General features: G+C 50.5%; 12 protein-coding genes. 2 read left to right on the top strand and 10 right to left on the bottom strand.

Going from position 1 to position 17,885, the window contains the following annotated elements; translation table 11 throughout:
• Positions 1-242: 242 nt before the first annotated feature.
• The 8 genes from Q0X57_RS03120 to Q0X57_RS03085 all read right to left on the bottom strand — a co-directional run bounded on the left by Q0X57_RS03120 (position 243) and on the right by Q0X57_RS03085 (position 12,728).
• On the bottom strand, positions 243-1,781 hold the full coding sequence (locus tag Q0X57_RS03120) for a hypothetical protein (RefSeq protein WP_297727483.1): 1,539 nt from the start codon (positions 1,779-1,781) through the stop codon (positions 243-245).
• Positions 1,782-1,957: 176 nt separating this feature from the next.
• Positions 1,958-3,571, bottom strand: a complete 1,614-nt coding sequence (locus Q0X57_RS03115) for a T9SS type A sorting domain-containing protein (RefSeq protein WP_297727480.1) — start codon at positions 3,569-3,571, stop codon at positions 1,958-1,960.
• Between the two features lie 468 nt (positions 3,572-4,039).
• Entirely contained in the window at positions 4,040-5,236 is a 1,197-nt protein-coding gene (locus tag Q0X57_RS03110; protein ID WP_297727477.1) for a hypothetical protein, read from the bottom strand.
• Positions 5,237-5,245: 9 nt separating this feature from the next.
• Positions 5,246-5,944 carry a ribonuclease H family protein gene (locus Q0X57_RS03105; RefSeq protein WP_297727474.1) on the bottom strand — a complete coding sequence of 233 codons (699 nt, stop codon included), beginning with the start codon at positions 5,942-5,944 and terminating at the stop codon, positions 5,246-5,248.
• Between the two features lie 15 nt (positions 5,945-5,959).
• Positions 5,960-6,976, bottom strand: a complete 1,017-nt coding sequence (locus Q0X57_RS03100; RefSeq protein ID WP_297727471.1) for a tetratricopeptide repeat protein — start codon at positions 6,974-6,976, stop codon at positions 5,960-5,962.
• A gap of 12 nt (positions 6,977-6,988) precedes the next feature.
• Positions 6,989-9,064 carry a transketolase gene (locus Q0X57_RS03095; RefSeq protein WP_297727485.1) on the bottom strand — a complete coding sequence of 692 codons (2,076 nt, stop codon included), beginning with the start codon at positions 9,062-9,064 and terminating at the stop codon, positions 6,989-6,991.
• Positions 9,065-9,537: 473 nt separating this feature from the next.
• Positions 9,538-11,409, bottom strand: a complete 1,872-nt coding sequence (locus tag Q0X57_RS03090) for a hypothetical protein (RefSeq protein WP_297727469.1) — start codon at positions 11,407-11,409, stop codon at positions 9,538-9,540.
• 20 nt (positions 11,410-11,429) lie between these two features.
• Positions 11,430-12,728, bottom strand: a complete 1,299-nt coding sequence (locus Q0X57_RS03085; protein ID WP_297727466.1) for a hypothetical protein — start codon at positions 12,726-12,728, stop codon at positions 11,430-11,432.
• Between the two features lie 933 nt (positions 12,729-13,661).
• Between Q0X57_RS03085 and Q0X57_RS03080 the strand changes: the two genes are divergently transcribed.
• Together Q0X57_RS03080 and zupT are read left to right on the top strand one after the other, a co-directional pair.
• Entirely contained in the window at positions 13,662-14,588 is a 927-nt protein-coding gene (locus Q0X57_RS03080) for a magnesium transporter CorA family protein (RefSeq protein WP_297727463.1), read from the top strand.
• 12 nt (positions 14,589-14,600) lie between these two features.
• Positions 14,601-15,440 carry a zinc transporter ZupT gene (gene zupT, locus Q0X57_RS03075; RefSeq protein ID WP_297727460.1) on the top strand — a complete coding sequence of 280 codons (840 nt, stop codon included), beginning with the start codon at positions 14,601-14,603 and terminating at the stop codon, positions 15,438-15,440.
• 11 nt (positions 15,441-15,451) lie between these two features.
• Here the strand turns inward: zupT and Q0X57_RS03070 are convergent, their stop codons facing one another.
• The gene (locus Q0X57_RS03070; protein WP_297727457.1) at positions 15,452-16,144 is read right to left on the bottom strand and encodes a hypothetical protein; all 693 of its coding nucleotides are present in this window, start codon (positions 16,142-16,144) and stop codon (positions 15,452-15,454) included.
• A gap of 18 nt (positions 16,145-16,162) precedes the next feature.
• On the bottom strand, positions 16,163-17,885 hold a 1,723-nt coding region (locus Q0X57_RS03065; RefSeq protein ID WP_297727454.1), incomplete at its 5' end, for a leucine-rich repeat protein.

Below are 17,885 nucleotides of genomic sequence, written 5' to 3'. Positions count from 1 at the left end.
AGGTGTATATAACGTCCTGTAGTACAGAGCGTCAAATAGAACAGCGACTCCATTCAGCGTGGCTGAACATCTAGCGTTCAAGCGACAAGGTCTGTCTCGCACCTAACTCTTGCGAGCTAAAGCAAAGGCACAAACGAGCGACTGAGCAAGATTAGAATAATTCTGATTTCGGCAAGTCGGCTAGCTCGATGAGACTAGTAAGCCCAATAGAAATGAAGCTATCATCATATGGGTCACAGCATTTAGGGTACTATTGCGTTCGATTCAGACACGACAATAGACTGTACTAGTAGTATTTGATCCTCTGATAAAATTACAATATGGTATACGCCAGAGGGGAGAAGAGCTGTGGAGATAGGTATATTTGGAGCACCCTTAAGTAGGAGGTTACCTACGCTGTCATATAGATACACAACTGCTTGATCAAATGGCGCATTTGGATAAATAGCGTCATGAGTCTGTATGATAAAGGCTTTGGGATTATCTACCCATTCGTTAGCTGTCTCTTTGCCCTCATACGGCAGGCCAGGATATCCGCTCTTTTCCTCATTGAGATCATATACCCCCCATCCCTTAGCTTTTGCCTTTGCCACAGCATCTTTACTACAGGAATTTTTGTCTACTATGGGGTTATTGACTATGATGAGAGTGGCACCTAAAGACGGGTCATGATCGGGCAAAGTATTGACTAGCGAAAGAGTCGCACCCTCATCAAGGGCGTTGCGATAGCATTCTAATGTCAAGAGCAAAGGAGATGAAGACAGATCGAGAGCTGACAGTTTATTGTTTTGTACCCACAGGTACTCCAGCTTAGGAGTTTTGGACAGATCAATGGTGCTCAAAGTATTGCTGTGCAGAGAAATGGTGTTGAGATTAGGGAGGTTAGTCAGATCAATATCTGTAAGCTGATTTGCATAAGCACAGAGTAACTCGAGGCTAGGAGACTTTAGCTCTAATGAGGTAAGGTTATTGTCATTGATATAAAGCTCTTTGAGGGTAAGACTTTCTAGAGAGAAGGTCTGCAGCTTGTTTTGGGCAAGATGCAAAAGCTCAAGCTGTTTATTTGCACTTAGATCTATCCTTGTGAGACCTATTTCGTCTGCTTGAAGATTCTTTAGTTTAAGGTTCTTCGAAAGGTCCAAAGTGCCGAGGGCATTCTTGCTTATGATCAGGTATGTAAGATCTTGAAGTGCAGAGAGGTCTATAGCAGTTAATCCATTCTGTTGTACTGAGAGCGTCTCAAGCCTGGCGTTGTTGGAAAGGTCTAGCCCAGTAAGACTGTTATTGCTACAGTCTAGATAAGTCAGAGCTGGAGTTTGAGAAAGGTCTAGATGACTCAGGTGACAACTGCCACACTCCAGCACTTGTAGGCTCGTACAGCTTGTCACATCTAGAGACTCTAAGGGATTGGAGTTACAGGATAACTCTGTAATCGTGGAGGCTTTCTGCAGCTTGAGTTGATCCACATTAAAATAGTCAATGCCAAGCTTTGTGACATCGCCAGAGATGGAAATGTTATTGTCCAACACCTTGTAGGTATAAATGATCTCACCAAACTGCTCTTCCGTTCGAATCAGTTCAATTCCTGAAAGGTGGATATTTTCACCAGCTATTACTAGGTTGACCTCGGCACCTACCTCTTGCTGCGTATGTAGTGTAATAAGAGTTGCGGCACTCGAATCGTCGGGGGTTGAGGTCTTATGAGCCTCCATTGCGGTACTAGAGAGGCTCATGAGCGAAAGCAAGAGGATTAGCTTGCTAAGTAGAAGGGATCTTTTCATAGTTTGTTGTATGATGGGTTTTATGTTCAGATTCTTCTTTGTTGCGACACTGACGGAAAGAGAGCGACTAGCCCTAATCGTTTTGTGTCACAACGAATCCTAGAGGGGGGAGACTAAAAGCGATTCTCCCCCTCTAGTTATTTCACATATAGAAGTTTATATCACCCCGCTTTGGCTCATTGAAGTATAAGCGACTGAACGCCTTCTGTAGAGATGAGCAAGTAAGTCCCCCGCGGAAGGTCAGAAACACTTAGGCGGTTCTCCTCTGCTACAATGCGAGAGGTGCGTAAAACTCTCCCCGCTAGATCACACAGGGACACCTCTGTCCCATAGGCGAATCCAGACAATATGACGTAGTCGCTAGCTGGATTAGGATACACTTTGCACTCTTGAGGTGCAGGGCTGTAAATCCCCACTTCACTACCTCCGTAATCAACATAGGAGTCATTGTCTAGATTATAATCCCCGACAGTCCAGTGTTTGGACTTAGCAATGGCGACATCACTCGTGAGACAGATGTTTTTTTCATTTGGATCTTTCGTGCAGATAACAAACAGCTTAGCGTTAAAGAACTCAGGAGCATCAGACAGACTCTTTACGAGTTCAGTCATCTTCTTCCCTTTGATTTGATTGCTAAAGCATGAGAGCGTAACCAGCATCTTGTTCTCTTGTAAGACTATTTCTTCGATATTGTTGAGAAAGCAAGACAGCTCCTGCAGGTTTGGACAGAAAGAGAGATTTAGAGAGGTCAGTTTATTGGCGAAACAAGAAAGCTTAGTGAGATTAGGATGCTGCATTGCATCTAGCTCTGTCAGCTTATTACCGTAGCACCACAACTGCGTTAGTTGAGAGTCAGAGGCAAAGTTTAGTTGTGTCAGCTCGTTCTCATAGCACATCAACTCTAATAGCTTCGAGCAGTCACTTAGATCTAGGCTAGAGAGCTTATTGAGCCCGCAGTTTAAGAAGAGCAGTTCATTGTGATCTGCGAGGTCTAGCTCTGTTAGTTGATTACCTGCACAGTAAAGAGCAGAGAGGTTTTTATTTTTTGTCACATCAAGCTTCTTAATGCCATTAGCTTGACAGCGTAGTGAGCGTAGCTGTAAGCAGTGCGTCACGTCTAGCTCCTTTATCTTGTTGCTATCACAGTCGATGAGTTCGAGGGATGTGTTGGGGGATAAATCTATGGAGGCAAGTTGATTGCTGACACAAGAAAGTTCCTTGAGGGCTACATTGTGGCGGAGATCTATCTGCTCTATCTTATTGTGTCCGAAGATGAGGCTCTCTAATGCTACACAGCCCTGTGGATGCAAAGTCAATATATTATTATTGGCGCAAGAGAGACTTCTTAGTCCCTTGACATCTGTTAGGTCAATGTTGGATAGCTCATTATTAGCACACCCCAGCACCTTCAGTTTATCGCCCTTAGGAAGAATGAGTGACTGCACCTTATTAGTATTGCAAACTAAGCTCATTAGTGAAGGGGCAGCAGAGGCATCTAGAGCTGTCACTTGATTGTTAGAGCAGTCTAGCATAGAGATGTTTTTACCCTTAATCTTTAGAGGCTCCCCCTCACGCTCGATCTTATACTCAGAGATGCTCATACTAGTGAACTCTCCCTTAGCACCTTCGACATTGAGCTCATCAGCTCTAATGATTAGATAGAGCGTCTCTCCCTTCTTGAGGTTAGTACTCAATAGGACCCTATCTGTATACTCCGACTGTGCAAAGAGATCACAGCTCGTAGCAAGGAGGAGTAAGATGGAGAGTAGATAAGTAGTTGTTTTATTCATAATATTGTATGTTTAGTAAGTTAGTCTACTTTGTTGCACGGGACTCTCCAATGAGCTAGATTATACGACATCTCTAGGTCTATAGGAAGAGGAGCATATGGGCTGATGCTTGCTACATCAGCCCATCTGCTACACCTCAGTCTCTATCTGCAAAGATATGTATTTATTTTCACTCTTTCAATAGCTTTGCAACTAAATTCGGGAGAGATCGTGCGGAAGTGCGCTGTAGAAGCGCATGACGGGGGATTTGACGGGTGGGTGTACGGGCACGAACGAAGGAATTCGGGATATTCCTCGGTGGAGACTTTTCATTCTCCACGGAGGCACGGAGAAATTCTTCGGAAGTTTGATTTCGTTCTTCCGAAGTTTCATTTCATTCTTCCGAACTTTTATTTCGGCCCTCGGTGAAGAATTTTCGTTTTCTCGTGAGCTAGCGGGGATTTCCTCCGTGGGGAGCGTAATCCGCTCTCAAGAGTCCGTCTTTTTGATCGTTAGGGTGCGGAGGTAGGCGAGGTGGGAGGCGGTGGCGAGGTCGGTGTCTAGGTTGGTGGAGGTGAGCGGGAGGAGACCTGAGCGCAGGCGACCTGAGGTGTCTAGTGTTGGGATTGTGGCGGTGGCAAGGAGGGCTTTGGCACGTGGTGCGGAGAGGATGCCGAAGCGATATTGGTTGGGGCTCCCCTGAGGGGTGCGCTCACGGTAGAGGTCTAGAGCGTAGTGCCCCATGGTGTAGCGCAGGTTGATCTCGACCCACGGGTGCAGGGCGAGGCTGGGGCTGAGTGTGTCGGGACGGTAGGTGAGCAGGTCGATGCCGACGGGGCCTTGGTAGTAGGGTGCTACCTCACGGGAGAGGTAGGCGCGGTGCTGCTCCAGAGCTTGGTACAGTTCGTCGGGATCTGTGAGGCTGTCTGTGAGTTGCCGGAGCGTCTCCTCGGGATCTTGGCAGAGGCTCTCTAGGTAGCGCCCTTGGTCGTCCGTCTCGAAGGCGCATAGGCCGACGAACTGCACCTCGCACTCCTTATTTATATAGTACTCGGCACCGTAGTCCTGCTGTTTGTCAAGCAGGGGCTCCACGAGGAGGGTGCGGTGCCTTTGCAAAAGCTTGCGAAGCGTCTCCTCGAGGTGGTTGTCCAACTGGTTGATGCGCCAGAGCCCTCTTCCCGAGCTGCTAAAGGGGAGCTTGACGAGACAGGGACCGTGGGTCAAAAACTCCGCCAAGGCGCCTATCTCAGTGATCATCGCAACACGACTGCGCCACGGCACGCTACTGTAGCTCTCGAAGAAGCGTACACTTGCGGCTCTGGTCCAGCAAGGCATCAGCTTCTGCGAAAGCTCGCTACACGCCTCTCCAGCGCTTATTCCATAGAGCTTCGCCAGGCTGTGCGACAAGCTTCGCTCATGGCCCCAGAGTGTGATTTCGGCGTCCCCTACCCCATCTTTCGCTATATGGCTCAGCTCTCGGTCAGTGAGATAGGGCGAGAGGCTTTTGCCAAAGGGGTGCACCCACCACGTTGTGTCCTCAAGCCACGAAGGCGTTGCCCAGAGGGGAAGGCTCCAGAGTGCGGAGCGCATCTGACGAATGATCCGTGGCGGGGTGTAGTGAAGCGGGTCGCCAGCCTCCAGTGCGACCTCGTGGCCGATGTTGCAGACGAAGAGTGGCGTGCGCATAAGCGTCGGCTACTTACGGCCGAAGTCTGCGGGGATCTCGCCCCAAGCGACCGTGTCCCACTTCAGCAGTGGCACCCGAAAGGTGTGCGTCTTCAACCAATGTGAGGCTCGGACGATCAATTCGTAGGTCTTAGCACTACGTGGGTCGGTCGAGTCCAGGCGCGTACGACAGCGAGCCTGCGCTACCCACCCGAGCGCCACCTTACTATCGGAGTAGATGGGCAGTGGCGGGAGTTTGCCCTGCTCCATCAGCGCCAAGGCGTGAACGATGGCTAGGTACTCGCCAATGTTGTTGGTGCCCCACGGGATGACCGCCCGAAAGAGCTCCGCATGGCTAAAGGTGTAGACGCCACGATACTCCGTCACACCCGGATTGGACGAGCAGGCTCCATCGACAGCGATCGAATGGTTGATGAAACCCGCAGGCGCTATCTTGTCACCGATCAACTGGTCAGGCGCTTGCTCCACACTGTGCTGTACCTGTAGTCGGTTGCTCTCGGGCTTGGCGACACGATGCTGCTGTCCCAGCTGGCGTCCCTCTTGGTAGCCCAGTTCGAACGCTGCCTGCGCTTGCTCTGAGGTTGGGTAGGACTTGAACTTAGCTCCTTGGAAGCCTACGACCTGTAGCTGGCAGTCCCGCCAGTTGTCATAGACGCCTGGGCGATAGCCCTCCCATACGACATACCACTTGCGTTGCTTGGCTGACATCGTGGCTTTCTCCTTTTAGTAAAAGCCGCCAGCGTATAGACCAGCGAAGTTGACCTCGCCCGCCTTTGTCTCAGCGTCTTCAGGAAGATCCACCAGCATCTGCTGCACTCCCTCGTACTGCTCCGTGCGGTCGCACTCTTTGTATAGTAGAGCCGCATAGTCGAGGAGCGCACGGGTCGGCTGGGGGATCATATCCAGAGCCTGCTCCATCTCATCGGCAGCAGCCTCCTTGCCCCGTAGCTCCTCTACGAGATGCGTCAGGTGCATATAGCCCTCCACGTTGAAGGGATCCGTCTCCACCACCTGTCGGAAAGCATGCTCAGCACGCTCCTTGTCGCCCTCGTGGTAAGTGATCAAACCCTCGTAAAGGTAAGCTCGCTCCTCCTCGGGAAACTTCTCGGCCGTCTCTAGAGCAACCGCCAAAGCCTCCTCCCAACGCTCCAGCGCTATCAGCACTTTCACCTTGATGAGCCAGTAGAGTGGTACTTCGTCGGTCAACTGTAATGCTTGGTCAATGGTAGCGAGCGCTTGCTCAGACTCACTTAGAGCCAGTTGCGCCTGAGCTTTCATACGATATAGCTCAGCTTGCTCTACCGTCTCTAGTTCGGTCGCCAAGGCACGCTCAGCGTAGGCGATCGTCTCGCTGTGCTGGTCCAGCCCATTGGCAACCTTCGTCGCCTCATAGAGCGCCATCGGATAGTCTGGATAAGCCTCCAGTATGGTAGTTAGCTCGGCCATCGAGCCAGCTAGGTCGGGCTTGCGCTGTAAAGCCTGCGCTAGGTAAAGGCGACACTCAGGATCATCGATCTCCTCTAGCGAAGTGCGCAGAGCACGTATCGCAAAGTCCACCTCGCCGATCTTGAGTGCACGGAGTGCGTCAAACTTAAGCGTGTTCGCCTTGAGCGTATCTGCCTTAGGCTCGGTTGATTGCTCCGCCACCTCCTGCGTGGCATCTAGCGTCTCCTGCTCGACTGGTTCGGTTGAGTCAGGAGACTTTTTGCTTGATTTCTTGAAGCGTGAGAATAGTCCCATAGCTCTTGTCCACTATCGGCAGAGCTCCTCGATACGCTGTGCCACCGCCTCTGCGGTGAAGCCGAGCTTCTCGTCCAGCACCGTGTAAGGAGCGGAGAAGCCGAAGCTCTCCAACCCATGGATATGCTCCATATCCCCGACCAAGCGGAGGAGCGTCACAGGCAGACCAGCGGTCAGACCGAAGCGCACGCCCTTAGCAGGGATCACGCTCTCACGATACGTCGCAGGCTGATCGAAGAAGAGTCCTTCGCTCGGTACCGAGACGATGCGTAGCTTGTGCCCCTTGCCTTGGAGTAGCTCAGCAGCTTGTACTAAGGTGCTCACCTCACTACCCGAGGCGATGAGCGTCATGTCGGGCGTCTCGCCCGCAGGCGTCGTATCAGAAACCACGTAAGCGCCATGCTTCAACTGGCAAGCACGCTCATAAGTGGGATTAGGTAAGTCTTGGATGTTTTGGCGAGAGAGGATGAGAGCCGTCGGCGTGTGGAGGTTTTCCATAGCCATCTGCCAGGCGACCGTAGCCTCATGCACATCGGCTGGGCGTAGTACCTGTAGGGCACGACGACCCGAGTGATTGTGCAGATGCTCTAGGAGACGTATCTGTGCCTCCTGCTCGACCGGCTCGTGCGTCGGTCCGTCCTCACCAACTCTAAAGGAGTCGTGTGACCAGATGAAGATGACCGGTTGCTCCATCAGCCCGGCCATACGGACGACAGGCTTCATATAGTCTGAGAAGACAAAGAAGGTACCGCACGCCGCACGCATACCGCCATGCAGGGTGATACCCACGCAGAGCGCAGCCATCGTAAGCTCCGAGACTCCCGCCTGGAGGAACTTGCCTGAGAAGTCGCCCGCCTCCAGAGCCTTCGTACCCTTGAGATAGCCGTCCGTCTTGTCCGAGTTAGAGAGGTCGGCCGAGGCAACGATCATATTGTCCACCCGCTTCGCCAGTTCACCCAGCACCGTTGCCGAGGCGGCACGCGTTGCCTGATTAGCCTTCTGAGCGATCTCCTGCCAAGCGACATCGTAGGTAGGCTCTGCAGCAAACCAGCGGTCATAGAGTTTCGCCTGATCAGGGTGCTCCTTCTTGTATTTCTCCTGGATTTTGTACTGACCATCCCAGTAGGCGATGAGTTCCTCGCGACGATCAGCGTAGTAGGCAGCCACATCCTCGTATATGGTGAAAGGATTGTCCGGGTCAGCACCCAGTGCCTGCATCGTCTTAGCATACGAAGCACCCGCCTTAGAGATCGGTTGGCCGTGCGTTGCGATCAGATTTGCCAGCGGATTACCCTCCTCGTCAACCGCCTTGTAAGCCATATTGGTGTAGCCAATGATAAGCGTCGGTGCGCCCGTCTCTTCGGAAGTCTCGATAGCGTCTTGGAGCACCTGACTTAGCGCCGCTGGATCGTTGCCTGGCACCTCAAAGACGTTCCAGCCCCACGCATCATACTTAGCCGCAACGTCCTCAGCCGTGATATCCTCGACACGCGTCGAGAGCTGTATGTCGTTACAGTCGTAGTACATGATCAGGTTGTCTAGCCCAAGGTCGCCCGCAATGCGCCCCGCACCCTGACTGATCTCCTCCTGGATACCGCCGTCAGAGATAAAAGCGTAGATACGCTGTGGCATCAGCGTATCGCCAAGACGGTGCTGGAGGAACTTCGCTGCAATGGCTGCACCCACAGCGTAGGTGTGTCCCTGTCCCAGCGGACCACTGGTGTTCTCGATCATACGGCTACGACAAAGCTCCGGGTGTCCTGGCGTAGGACTGCCCCACGAGCGGAAGGCTGCCAGCTCATCCATCGTAAAGAATCCCGCCAGTGCGAGCTGTGCGTAGAGCATCGGCGACATGTGGCCAGGATCCATAAAGAAGCGATCCCGTGCGGGGTGCTCCGGATGGCGAGGGTCATAGCGCAGTTGCTCGGAGAAGAGGACCTGGATAAAGTCCGCTCCGCCCATAGTCCCGCCTGGGTGGCCACTCTTAGCGTGCTCGACCATCGAGATGGCGAGGGCGCGGATATTGTCGGCAGCACGCTCAGCGATGCTCATAGGATGCTCTTGGGTTGATAAAGTCTGATCAGTCATTTCGTTGCTCATAATGCGATAGAGGTTCTTTACTGTAAAGGTGAGACCTTCGGCTCACAGGTAAAACTTACGACTTCAAAGGTACGAAAATTAGCGATTAGAAGTTAGAGGGCATCAGAGCGATCAGACGAGGAAGCGCTGTCGGGACGCACTTGTCTATGTCTAGTTAGTTGACAGTGCAAAGGTAGCACAGCACGCAATAGAGTCTGCACGCTGGTGCACTCAACGTCACCCTGAGACCTGCGCGCTCCTCAACAGATCGTAACGATGAGCGACTCAACGGCTTATTAGAGACTAGACGTTAGCGCGAGACGCGTAGCCCGTTGCAGGGACGCTCGGTCGAGCGCCCCTACAACGATTATACGTCACGTGCGTACGCACAGCAGGTGACACGTATAGCTTAGATGCGACGGACGCACGAGTCGTGCGTTGCTACACGTCTCGTGCGTCTCGATACTAGAGCAACTGTTCTGCTATTTCTTCTTGAGGTACTTAAGAAGGAGTGCTACTTTCTTTTTGGCAGAGGCCTGGCTGAAGTTCTTTATATCAGCCTTGCCAGTCCATGTGCCTTTGATACTGTTCCCTGCATCATCTTTAGCATCCACCACGATGGTGTACTGGTCTTCGCTCTCCTGAACGGTGATAGTGCCCTCACAGAGTGGAGCATAGAAGGTTGAGTTTCCCTCTCCATCAGCCTTGGAAGTATCTCCAAACCAGCTGTAGATGAAGTCGTGCGAAGCATAAGACATCGTACCTGGGAATGCCTTGAAGGGAGCTACTCCCCAGCCGACCTTATAAGTGCCTGCTACTAGCTTCATGCCAGCTGCAAGTGGCGTGACAAGCTCTGTAGTGATCATCTCTCCCCCCTTGTCTGAAGCGAGTACGAGCATCCAAGTATTAAAGCGCGTGTCTAAATAGTTGCCCATGAAGTTAGCTGTAAGCTTAGCATCTTTGGGGTAAGAGATCTGATGATCTCCCTTGATGGTGCTCCAAGGTCTCCTTGGCATGGTTTTATCGTTGTCGTTGAAGTTGCCCAACTTCATCGGAGCATCAAAGGTTCCTTTGATGGACTGCCCCTCTGGGGTCTTGAAGTCGAAGGTGAACTTATAGCTCGTTCCCTTGTCCTCAACCTTCATCTTACCCGATGTAAAATATCCGATCTTGCCTAGTCCAGTCTCTGGATCAATGTACTTGAGGTAGGATCCTATAGCTAAATTGGTGCCGAAGAGGGGTATCAGCTCACCGCGCTTTACTGTCATAGGTAGGCAGTTGAAAGACTTGACGTCACGTCCGTCTACAGTGTACTCGCCCGCCTCAATACGTATGTTGAGGTCGTTGTAGTCTGCGACCTTGTGCATGAAGCCATCCAAGCTGAGCTGGTAGCCAGACAGGAGCTTCCCCTTCTCCATCTTTCCTGCCAGGAAGTCTATGTGGAAGTTGTCGCTATGTGGTGCGAACCAGTTGCCATAGTAGCGTCCTTGAGCCTGTGTGAAGGTAATGTCCTGAGGTTTGTCAAACGGCTCAAAGGAAGCCTCTCCGACTAGAGGAAAGCTGATCGGGCCCTCATAGTATGCCCAGACGGGTCGTCCAGATCCGTCGGTTAGGTTGATCTTTATTTGATACTTATCGTCCTTCTTCTGGACCTCTACAGTACTCTCAGAAAATGGGAGAGCGGTAGCAGCACCCTCGTCATTGACAAAGTAAAAGGCAGACTGTCCAGACTCTATCTCGAAGGGCATCTTCTCACCCAATGTATAGATACCTACAGGTAGCGATGGCGACTTAGGGTTCTTGTCCTTGACGTTGTAGAGGGATAGGACGACCTGTACGTCACCCGGCTTGACCGGATTGCCAGCCTGGTTAGGATCGGCATTAGATAGGTTAACAACATAGTTTGCAGTCTCGTCATTCTCTACCGCATAGTATGAGGCGAGCACTCGGTCTAGTCGTATCTGATCCGCTCCGTGTTCATTCGTCTTCATATTAAGTGGTGTAGCAGCAATCAGGCCTTTGGCAGACTGAGCGACAACGTAGACTACATATTCTGTATCGCCCTTGAGGTTTTCCTCTTTGATAGTTACCTTCTTGTTAGCCTCGATCTGCTTGCCCTGTGCAATGACCTCATCATCCTTGGGCTTTGTCGTCTCAGCCTCTTGGCAGATATATGCGACCCGTTCTACGGCTTTTGATGAGACTTCGAATGTGATCGCATTCGCAGCTACCTCAATACCAGTGACCTGGAGTGCTGGTTGCTGCTCCTCTACCTCCTTGTCCTTGTGACAGCTCGTGAGCGTAAAGAGAGATAAGAATAGAGCTGAGAGCCCTAGCTTAAATGTTTTTTCCATTATCGATTCTATACAATTAGTTAGTTGTTTGTAAAGTCTATTGTTCCTTTGAATTGGCTCCGATAGTGTATCTGATCATCCTGCCCAATCAGGTCAAAGAGGATTGTATAAGTGTCGCTCTCAAGAGAGACCTGTACGGTAGAACCTGTGGTAAAGCGTACGTCCTTGTTCTTTGGTGAATAAAAGGAGACCGAACTCTTTGGTGAGATGGTCATCGGTGTCAAGCCTTCGCTATAAGTATAGGTGCCAGGCTGTAGTTGTGTATCTGTAGGTTGCCCATAAAAGTCAATGGTCATCTCTTGACTCCAGTTTGTATCATTAAACTTGATCATAAACTGGCCAGGCTTGCGTCCATCTGGACTCAGGACACGAGCTGCGTCTGTATTAAACTGGTACTCGTCCTCCTTCTGTCCTCCGATTAGGATGCCATCTACCTTGCCGGTATAGGAGACCTGATACCTAGCACCATTCTCTAGCTCTAGTTCTGCCGTTATGGTGTACAGGTTGTCTGCGATAGTAACCTTGGCGGAGCCTGCTTTTGCTTTGGATAATGAGTAGTCCAGCCCTATGAGACCAGAGTAGCCTGAAATAGTTCCTTCTGTACCCTCTGTACTAAAGGTATAGTCACCCTCTGGGAGCCATGTCTGAGCTTTGTGATAGAAGTCTAGCCTCAGCGTCACCCCCGTGTCATCTAGCAGAGAGACCATCGTATTGGTATCTCCCGTATTGCTCGCTGAGGCAGATATCGCTACAAAAGTGTTGACGATAGGCCTACTACGCTGTAGCGTCGTGGTTAGCTCGCTACGATAACTTTTGCCATTGGCTCCCAATAACTGCATCGTCATGGTGTACTGATCGCCATCGCCAGCTACAACAACTACACGACCGCTCGCTAGAGCAACCGTCTCGGCATCACCACCGTCCATGGGCGTTACAGAGACCTGACTGGAGCTACCACGGATAGTCCCCGCATCCTTGCTCTCATTGATCTCGTAGGTGCCACTAGGCAGCTTCGTGGAGGCTGGATCGGCATAGAAGTCGAGGACCATCGTCTCGCTCCAAGCGTCGTTTCTAAAGGCTATAATGTAATGGCCAGGATCTTCAGAGCGATCGACCTGTAGCTCTGCCTGCGTGAATGTAAGTGTCGTAAACTCCTGTACGACAAACTTAAAGCTATCTATCTCACTAACAAGAAAGCTGTGGGTCTTGCCATCCTTAGTGTGTATGACCATCTGCTGATCACTCTGCGCGAGCGAGGTGTGTTGTGTGGCTAAAGCTAGTAGCCCTAGGAGTATTACTAAAATGTAGTTCCGTCTCATACCTATATGTTGTTTAATCCATTTCTCTACTGAGGAGTGTCGCCCTGATCTATACGTAGCTCATTCCGCCTAGCAGCTGTCTGGATAGACTTTATTAAGCGGATGTGAGAGGGAGTCCTCTATACTTATTCGCAAAGGTAAGTAAAAACCAAATAATACGTAAAGGTCCAATATTAAGACGCAAGCGAACCACTCGTCTGAGTTGCTGAACAAGAATTGCGCAAGCGGAACTTATCCTAAACTTTATGACAGGTGCTGTGTAGTAGTTGCTGGATGTGGTTTGGCGATTAGCTGCTGGCTAGAGACATTAATGGGTGGAATGTACGTAATCTCTGAGGGCTGACGCATTATGAAGATGAACTACTCCTACGTAGGAAATCGTGAATTCCTCCGTGGGGAGCTTTGTTTTTCCAGAGAGGAACGGAAAAACTCTTCGGACTTATGATTTCATTCTTCCGAAGTTTCATCTCATTCTTCCGAAGTTTTATTTCTCGTCTCCGTGGAGAATTTCTATTTTCCACAAAGCTATTGGGGATTTCCTCGGATATCATCCTGTGCAGCTCCTAGCAGACGGGTTATAATGCGTCAGCCCTGCGTAATCTCTCGCTTCTTCCCCCTAGTCTCTAATTTTCCGTACCTTTGCGAGGTGGGGGTGTGGCTCAGTCACATATATATTATTGTATAGGTCTGCCAGTCATGCTCCTTGATTCACTGATCACTCCAACTTATTAATCCCAAAAACGTTATGGACGACTCCTTACCGCCGAGTGAGCCTCGAAGCCTCTCCTGTAGACCTCCACTACTGCGGAGCCTATGCCCTAGCGTCTGCTTGGGATGACTCTACGCTTAGATCTACATTCCTAAGCACCGCATAGCGACTGGAGGTCTCTTAAGTTACCATCATCATTCACATCTTAAGAGCTATAGATTATTATGCGGAAGTTTTACCTACCCAAGCAGCAGTTTACTCAAGTCGACACCCTAGAGCCACACACGTGGGTCAAAGTGGTGCAACCAACCTCTGAGGATATAGACTATCTCTGCGATGAACTGGGTATCCCAGACAGCTTCATCGGAGATACAGCGGATAGCGATGAGCGCCCTCGTACTGAAGAGGAGGACGGATGGCGACTCACCATCATACGTATCCCAATTGAGACACCCGAGGGTACGACCCCTTACAACACGGTCCCCATCGGTGTCATCTCACACCTGGAGAAGCAACTCATCGTCACCATTTGCTACCACCGCACGGATCTCATACCAGACTTTATCCAGCACAATCAGCGCAAGGGAATCTCGGTTGATACGGATATAGACTTTATCCTCCGACTCATTATGAGTTCAGCGGTATGGTTCCTCAAATATCTGAAGCAGATTAGCTTCTTGATCCTAGAGACCGAGGAGGCACTGGAGAAGAGTATCCGCAATGAAGACCTCTTACAGATGATGCGTCTGCAGAAGTGCTTCGTCTACTTCAATACTTCCATACGTGGTAATGAGTCGGTCATCGGACGCTTTAAGGTGAGCCACTATGAGCAGTACGACACGGATCTAGCGGAGGACGTAACGATCGAGCTGAATCAGGCGTACAATATGGTCAATGTGTACAGCGATGTGATGAATGGGACGATGGATGCTTTCGGCGGGATCATCAACAACAATATCAATACGATCATGCGCCGTATGACCAGCATCTCAATGATTCTGATGCTCCCCACATTGGTCGCTTCGCTGTACGGTATGAACGTGGACTTGCCTTTGGCTGCACACCCGTGGGCTTTCGTCGGGATTATGGTGGTCTGCTTGATCTTTTCGGCGATTGCCTTCTGGATCTTCAAGCGTATCCGCTGGTTCTAGCTTTAGACGCTTATGCTACTGGATACGAGTAGTGCACAGGTCTGCTATGCTTTTCTAATCACCCTATGGGCGGGACTCTCTACTGGCATTGGGAGTGCTCTGATCTTCTTTACCAAGCGCACCAACCGTATATTCCTGTCGGTCTCGCTGGGCTTCTCGGCGGGCGTGATGGTCTACGTCTCTTTTGTAGAGCTCTTTCGCTCTGCTGAGACGACGATAGCTCCGCTCTATGGAGAGCGACCAGCAACACTCTATGCGACGCTAGCCTTCTTTGCGGGAGTGGCTTTGATTGGTATCATTGACCGACTAATCCCTGAGGCGGAAAATCCGCACGAACTGCCTGACCAAAGTGCCGTGCAAAGCCTCCAAGAGGAACTCCCAGAAGCGACCTCAATACACCAAAAGAGTCTGCTACGCACGGGAATGGTCACCGCAATAGTCTTAGCTATCCACAACTTCCCCGAGGGTATGGTCACCTTTATGTCTGCACTGGCTGACCTATCGCTGGCACTCCCGATCGCCATCGCCATCGCCCTCCACAATGTCCCTGAAGGCATCTCGGTGGCTATCCCTATCTATCACGCTACGGGCAATAGACGCAAAGCCTTCTTCCTCTCGCTAGCCTCAGGGCTGGCCGAGCCTATCGGAGGTTTGCTGGGATTCTTACTGCTGCGTCCTTTCCTCTCTCCGACAGTGCTCGGCTGCTGCTTTGCGGTGATTGCAGGGATTATGGTCTACATCTCTTTTGACGAGCTACTCCCTGCTGCTGAGCGGTTTGGTCACCACCACACGGCTCTCTACGGTTTGATCGGAGGAATGGCTTTTATGGCTATCAGCCTGCTCCTCCTCTAGTAGTAACGTGATTACCAAACGTCGTACCGCTCCGAAGAGAAGTGGATGCCTGGATAGTCATTCCTATTATAGGGGGTGAAGTGTAGTAGGCACCATACTTGTGTCGTCTCGTTGTGAAAGATGAGATCCCCATCGGTGCGTGACGCTTTGTATTGATAACCCATAGACTCTATCCACGAACGTATCTGAGGACTCCGAAGGAGATCACCCAGCTGCGTCTTGAGGGCTACTTCATTAATCTTTTGATCCCAGCCATTCATATAACCAGTCATAAAGAACAGCCCCTTGTGAGTAACGAAAGTCCAAAAGCCAGGGAGAGATTTCGGGTCTTTGGTATGTCCTAGAGCAGTTTCATACTGCTCCATCTTTGCCACATCATCTGTCCGAAGCACCTCTAGGCAGGGTAGGAAGTACTCCGCAGCTGCTCTAAGTAGAGGATCTTCAGTCTTACCAAAGGTACTCTGACTCAAGTCAATCCTTGAGAGCTGCCCCGAGGATGCCATCGCTTGAAGGAGGGCAATGTCGGCTGCATTGACCTCTCCAGATATCTTAATGTGGGTCACCTCTCGACGCTGAGGCTCAGAGAGATGCGTAGCGAGTGTACCAGCTTGCGCTAGATGTATCTCCGTCACAGACTCTTGAGCGCCTAAATTGGTCAGACCAGCTAGGAGTATAAGCCCGAAGATGTATTGTAGTCGTTTCATAATACTGTATAGATTAGCTTAGGGGATGATAACTTTGAGGGTACCTTGAGGTGTCTTTAAGATATATGTCTGTGTAGACTGTAGGGAGATGAGACGTGTCTCGTCAGGCTCTAAGGAGTCCTGGGCAATAAGCTCTCCTCGAATACTATAGAGGGCAAAGCTAGTCCGCTCTAAGGTGCTAGTCGTTAGAACGAGCATACCTGGCTGTGTGGCGACTACGATCGAGCCAACCGGCTGAGGTGCATCTACAGCGGAGGGGATGCCGACGACTACCTTAGCTTTGGTAAAGTTTAGGATACCATCAAAGGCAGCCTTGATCTGCTCTGTCGGGACGTATACATTGAGACCCTCTTGATCTTCAAAAGAGGAAGCAACGACACTTGCATCATCATAAAAGACCACCGTATGGAGTGCCGGACACTTTGCAAAGACGTTATCACGTACCTCTTTCGTATTCTTTGGGAGCAGTATCTCTGTAAGGTGCGGACAGTTGAGGAAGGCATTCTCATATAGCCCCTCAAATGTATCGTCAAACGTACTAGGATCAAAGTCTGAGCCACCACTCTTGGTTAGCTTGACGAGCCCAGACATTAGTCCTCCGATTTTCTTATTGATCTCGGGGAATCCTGGATTCTTCATAATGACAAAGATGTCTACAGCATTCCTTCCATCAAAGAGTCTATCGGAAAAGGTGAACCTCCCATTCTCAGAACTATACAGCTCCTCTGCTATGCGACTCTTGCGATCTGCTGACTCCCTGATATACCACTCAAATGAGGTCTGCTCTTTCTTGTCAGAAATGCCCTGAGCAAGAGTCTCTGCAGAGAGGTCTATCGTGAGACCATTTACCAGCTTCTCGGGGATATCATACCAGTACTGATTGTACTTGTACTCACTCATTGCACCTTTGGGAGGTATCATTGAGAAGGGGAGATTGTTTCGTGCGATATCTAGCTTGTCCAGTTGTGTCAGCTGATGTATTCCGATGATTTCTGTCAGCCCATTAAGATTCAAGTCAAGGCTCTTGACTTGATGACAATCTGTAAGGTCTATCGATGAGAGCTTATTGCTTGCCATCTTGAGAGTCTCTAGACTCGTAGCTCCAGCTAGGTTAATGCTCTTAATCTCATTTGAGGTGAGCTGGAGAGAGCGGAGCTTGCTAAGATCCTTAGGAAGTATGATCGATTGGAGCTTACAGCCTGAGAGATTGATGGAGGTAAGCTCTAGATTGGCAGATAGATTGACAGAGGTCAAGTTATTGCCATATGGCAAAGAGAGCATCTCTAGCGATGTAGCGCCAGACACATCTAGGGAGGTCAACTCAAGGACGCTAAAGAGTGGGCTGACAATGCTAGATATAGTCCGAGCATATACCTCCACCTTATGTTGGGGAGCTGAGGTTGAGAACGTATGAGCTAGCTGATTAAGCAAGCCAGCACGGGAGGTAATCCGCTCCGGATCTCCTCCATCGCCCCAATCTACGAGGATAGTCTCATTCTCTTTGGTCAGGAGATTTATCTTTATCGTCTTAGCTACTGTAGATAGACTTATAGCGACTTTGTCAGGAAGGCTGGGTTCAGTACCCTGTACATCCACCGTCCAGTTCTTAGCCGTAGCTATAGATGTGTTGGAGGCTTGGGCTCCGACATTCCCCTTGATAAATATCTGAGCCTTATCCTCTGGTGTGCATCGTACATTCCACCCGCTAATGCAATTTCTCAAGAATGATGTTTTTGATGAC

It is taken from the genome of uncultured Porphyromonas sp. (assembly GCF_947254915.1).
Classification (GTDB): Bacteria; Bacteroidota; Bacteroidia; order Bacteroidales; family Porphyromonadaceae; genus Porphyromonas.
This window is presented reverse-complemented; position numbering and strand designations above follow the sequence as displayed.

Coding starts and splice junctions, on each gene's coding strand:
- Q0X57_RS03095 (WP_297727485.1), bottom strand. CDS start 9,064: ATGACTGATCAGACTTTATCAACCCAAGAGCATCCTATGAGCATCGCT.
- Q0X57_RS03105 (WP_297727474.1), bottom strand. CDS start 5,944: ATGTCAGCCAAGCAACGCAAGTGGTATGTCGTATGGGAGGGCTATCGC.
- Q0X57_RS03100 (WP_297727471.1), bottom strand. CDS start 6,976: ATGGGACTATTCTCACGCTTCAAGAAATCAAGCAAAAAGTCTCCTGAC.
- Q0X57_RS03070 (WP_297727457.1), bottom strand. CDS start 16,144: ATGAAACGACTACAATACATCTTCGGGCTTATACTCCTAGCTGGTCTG.
- zupT (WP_297727460.1), top strand. CDS start 14,601: ATGCTACTGGATACGAGTAGTGCACAGGTCTGCTATGCTTTTCTAATC.
- Q0X57_RS03120 (WP_297727483.1), bottom strand. CDS start 1,781: ATGAAAAGATCCCTTCTACTTAGCAAGCTAATCCTCTTGCTTTCGCTC.
- Q0X57_RS03115 (WP_297727480.1), bottom strand. CDS start 3,571: ATGAATAAAACAACTACTTATCTACTCTCCATCTTACTCCTCCTTGCT.
- Q0X57_RS03110 (WP_297727477.1), bottom strand. CDS start 5,236: ATGCGCACGCCACTCTTCGTCTGCAACATCGGCCACGAGGTCGCACTG.
- Q0X57_RS03080 (WP_297727463.1), top strand. CDS start 13,662: ATGCGGAAGTTTTACCTACCCAAGCAGCAGTTTACTCAAGTCGACACC.
- Q0X57_RS03085 (WP_297727466.1), bottom strand. CDS start 12,728: ATGAGACGGAACTACATTTTAGTAATACTCCTAGGGCTACTAGCTTTA.
- Q0X57_RS03090 (WP_297727469.1), bottom strand. CDS start 11,409: ATGGAAAAAACATTTAAGCTAGGGCTCTCAGCTCTATTCTTATCTCTC.